Genomic DNA, 3415 nt, shown 5'->3' with positions numbered 1-3415 from the left:
CGCTGAGTATTTGAGCTAAACACGTTAAAAACACAACATAACTAGCAAGTTATTAACAACTAAAGGTGTTTAAACTTCACTAATATTAAAAGTGAGCTTAAACGATCTTCATATAAAGACTTACACCCCATATGATCAATACGATCGTTAATGAAAGTGTTACGGCTGCAGATCCCATATCTTTGGCTCTACCTGACAATACATGCAATTCTGTACTTACTCGATCTGTTAATGCTTCAATGGCAGAGTTTAGCAATTCAACTATTAGAATAATAAGCAGTGAGCTAATTAGTATTGCCCAGTGTAATAATGATGAAGCAAGCCAAAATGAAGTGGGGAATAATATAAGGCTTAGTAATAGCTCTTGTCTAAATGCAGCTTCTTCTTTAAATGCTGCTTTAAAGCCAAGATAGGAGCAATAGGTTGCTTTGAAAACGCGTTTGAGGCCTAAGCCATTTGGTTTTAATACATCTTTCATTAATAAACTCTATGAATGAAGGTCAAAATAAAGCCCCGCACTGCGAGGCTTTTTATTTATGCTACGCCGTATTGATCACGGTAAGCTTTAACTGAGGCTAAATGCTCGCCCATCGTCCCTTGATTTTCAAGGTAACTAATAAGGTCTGCTAATTTTACAATAGAAATTACTTTGGTATTAAAGTCGCGTTCAACTTCTTGAATAGCTGATAACTCGGCTTTACCTTTTTCTTGGCGATCTAATGCAATTAAAACACCACTAAGGTCTGCACCATTTTGTGCAATAATTTCCATGGACTCACGAATAGCGGTACCTGCGGTAATTACATCATCAACTAGCATTATTTTGCCATTGAGTTCTGAGCCTACTAATGTACCACCTTCACCGTGTGCTTTTTTCTCTTTACGGTTAAAACAGTACGGTACATCTTTATCATGGTGATCTGCTAATGCAACTGCCGTCGTTGTCGCTATTGGGATACCCTTATACGCGGGACCAAATAGTACATCGTACTCTATCGCTGAATCTTCTAATGCTGATGCATAAAAACGACCTAAGCGTGCTAAGTCACGACCTGTATTAAACAAACCGGCATTAAAAAAGTAAGGACTTATGCGCCCTGACTTTAAAGTAAACTCACCAAATTTTAATACCTGCTTCTCTAGAGCAAATTCTATAAACTCTTTTTGATAATCTTTCATATCTAGTGGCCTACCTATTTATGCTAATGCTTGCTTTTGTACGTCAATGATTTCACGAATAGAATGTTTAGCTAAAGTAAGTAACTCATCTAGCTCATCAAACGAGAAAGGTTCGCCTTCGGCTGTACCTTGAATTTCTATAATTTTACCTGTTTCGGTTAAAATTACATTCATATCAGTTTCTGCTGCTGAATCTTCAATATATTCTAAATCGCTAATTGCTTGGCCTTTATATATACCTACCGAAATAGCTGCAATCATATGCTTAAGTGGGTTTGAGTTAATCATACCCTTTGCACGCATGTGCGTTAGTGCATCAACAAGTGCAACACATGCACCACTTATAGAAGCAGTACGTGTACCGCCATCTGCTTGGATTACATCACAGTCAATAGTGATTGTGTTTTCGCCAAGTGCTTTTAAATCAACGGCAGCACGAAGTGCACGTGCAATTAAGCGTTGAATTTCCATAGTACGACCGCCCTGCTTACCACGTGCAGCTTCTCGAGCATTACGCGTATGCGTTGCTCGCGGTAACATACCGTATTCAGCATTGATCCAACCTTTACCCTGGCCTTTCATGAAACGAGGAACGCCCGATTCGACAGTAGCTGTACAAAGTACTTTGGTGTTACCAAACTCAACAAGTACTGAGCCTTCAGCATGCAAAGTATAATTACGTGTAAATGTAACAGGTCTAATTTGGTTAGGTGTTCTTTCGCTTGGACGCATTGACGATCCCCTTAATTCAGAATTTGCGACATTATAAGTGTATGTGGGTATAGATACCATGCTGATTTAAATAAATAGCTGTATGCAAAATATTCAGTGTATTAAATTTTCCCTAGAGCTTAAGCGGTGTTACGGTATAATCATCGTAATATTGTATTTATAAATTTAGGAAAATATCCATGATCCACAGTATGACAGCTTATGCGCGTCGCGAAATAAAAGGCGATTGGGGAACTGGCACTTGGGAAGTTCGTTCAGTGAACCAGCGTTACCTTGAAACATTTATTCGCGCACCAGAGCAATTTCGTGGCATGGAGCCAGTTATTCGTGAGCGTTTACGCAAACACTTACAACGCGGTAAAGTTGAGGTTTTTTTAAAGTTTGTAGCAAATCCTGCCCATGTTGGTGAGCTATCAATTAACCAAGCCCTTGCTGAGCAACTTATAAATAGCGCTAAATGGGTTCAAGAGCAAAGTAATGGCGACATTAATCCTGTTGATATATTGCGTTGGCCTGGTGTTATGGAAGCTGAAGAACTTGATATGGATAGCGTTAATACAGCACTAATTGCTGGTCTTGATCAAGTAATCGAAGATTTTAAATCAGCTCGTGGCGATGAAGGTGCAAACCTTGAAGAAATGATAGCAATCCGCCTTGATGCGATTTTAGAGCAAGTAGAAATTGTAGAAACGCACATGCCTGAGATTGCTAAATGGCAGCGTGAAAAACTGGCTCAAAAGCTAGAAGACTTAACAGCAAACATTGACGAGTCACGCCTTGAACAAGAACTTATTTATCTTGCACAAAAACAAGATGTAGCTGAAGAATTAGATCGTTTAAAGTCTCACGTTAAAGAAACTAAAAAAATCCTTAAAAAAGGTGGCGCATGTGGCCGTCGCCTAGATTTTATGATGCAAGAATTTAATCGTGAAGCTAACACGCTAGCATCTAAGTCTATCAATAGTGACATCACTAATGCCGCTGTAGAGCTAAAAGTGTTGATAGAACAAATGAGAGAACAAATTCAAAATATTGAATAGTTTTCAGCTAATTATGACATATTCATAACTTATCGAAACCCGGGCTTGGCTCGGGTTTTTTATTAATACCAATAATAATATTTTGAATGTTTTTACCAAGCATCTTCATCTGATGTGAGATTCTCACCTTCAAATCACTCTTTATTTTAGGCATTAAAAAGCCCGAGACTAAGTTCGGGCTTTTTGGTAATNTAGCTAGGCTAATAATTACGCTTTGAACGTTACTACAACGCACCTACGCCTAAAGTAAGAGCGCCACCTTCATATGACACTTTATTTTAGATATTAAAAAACCCGAGATTAAACTCAGTTATTAATAATTAGCTAGGTTAGTAATTTCTCTACGATAGTTACTTTAGGCCAAAGGTAGGAACACCGCTTTTATATGACACTTTATTTTAGACATTAAAAAACCCGAGACTAAGCTCGGGTTTTTTGGTAAAAATTAGCTAGGCTAATAATTA

4 protein-coding genes are annotated in these 3415 nt (G+C 38.1%); 1 reads left to right on the top strand and 3 read right to left on the bottom strand.

What is annotated here, in order from left to right:
* Positions 1 to 97: 97 nt before the first annotated feature.
* From GQR39_RS19875 to rph, 3 genes are read right to left on the bottom strand one after another with little or no spacing between them, the layout of a single operon-like run.
* Positions 98 to 478: a diacylglycerol kinase gene (locus GQR39_RS19875; RefSeq protein WP_007583384.1), complete on the bottom strand. Its 381-nt coding sequence runs from the start codon at positions 476 to 478 to the stop codon at positions 98 to 100.
* 56 nt (positions 479 to 534) lie between these two features.
* A complete protein-coding gene (pyrE, locus tag GQR39_RS19870) occupies positions 535 to 1179 on the bottom strand; it encodes an orotate phosphoribosyltransferase (protein WP_007583381.1) in 645 nt (214 codons plus the stop codon).
* Positions 1180 to 1197: 18 nt separating this feature from the next.
* Positions 1198 to 1911 (bottom strand): ribonuclease PH, encoded by a 714-nt coding sequence (gene rph / locus GQR39_RS19865; protein WP_002958890.1) that lies wholly within the window; start codon positions 1909 to 1911, stop codon positions 1198 to 1200.
* A 179-nt stretch (positions 1912 to 2090) separates the two neighbouring features.
* Between rph and GQR39_RS19860 the strand changes: the two genes are divergently transcribed.
* Positions 2091 to 2951 carry a YicC/YloC family endoribonuclease gene (locus GQR39_RS19860; RefSeq protein ID WP_165736418.1) on the top strand — a complete coding sequence of 287 codons (861 nt, stop codon included), beginning with the start codon at positions 2091 to 2093 and terminating at the stop codon, positions 2949 to 2951.
* Positions 2952 to 3415 lie beyond the last annotated feature (464 nt).

The organism is Pseudoalteromonas sp. C8 (assembly GCF_011378685.1).
In the GTDB taxonomy this organism is placed as follows: Bacteria; Pseudomonadota; Gammaproteobacteria; order Enterobacterales; family Alteromonadaceae; genus Pseudoalteromonas; species Pseudoalteromonas arctica.
The sequence above is the reverse complement of the archived record's forward strand: the minus strand, read 5'-3'. Positions and strand labels throughout refer to the sequence as shown.